Annotated in this window: 1 protein-coding gene; it reads left to right on the top strand. The window is 60.0% G+C overall.

Annotated elements, in window-relative coordinates:
- Positions 1 to 498 (top strand): DNA polymerase III subunit beta family protein (locus VE26_RS16775; RefSeq protein WP_483088778.1); only part of this gene is annotated, 498 nt, incomplete at both ends.

Consider the following 498-nt stretch of genomic DNA (forward strand, 5'->3'; position numbering starts at 1 on the left):
ATTTCCACACCGTGGACGTCAGCAATGTCGGCACCGTGCTGCGCGCTGTGGCGACCGATGGTCACCGCATGGCGCGCGCCGAGATCGACGCGCCCGCAGGCGCTGCGGGCATGCCCGGCATCATCGTGCCCAAGAAGACCGTTGGCGAAGTCCAGAAGCTGCTTGATGGCGCCGATGGCGACGTCAATGTGGAAGTGTCCGACACCAAGATCCGCTTCACCGTGGGTTCGGTCGTTCTGCTGTCCAAGCTGATCGAGGGCACCTTCCCCGATTACGATCGCGTCACGCCCAAGAACAACGACAAGCAGATGACCGTCGATCGCTCGAGCTTCTCGATCGCCGTCGACCGCGTCTCCACCATCAATGCTTATCGTCGGCACCATCAGCGTCAGATCGATATTGTTCTTGATGAACAGCAGCGCGTCCAAAATCATCGGACCGCAATCGTCCAGGTCGACGAAATAGGTGTCGATGCGCGGATTGTCTGCGGTATCGGCA

Origin of the sequence: Devosia chinhatensis, assembly GCF_000969445.1 — a bacterium.
In the GTDB taxonomy this organism is placed as follows: domain Bacteria; phylum Pseudomonadota; class Alphaproteobacteria; order Rhizobiales; family Devosiaceae; genus Devosia; species Devosia chinhatensis.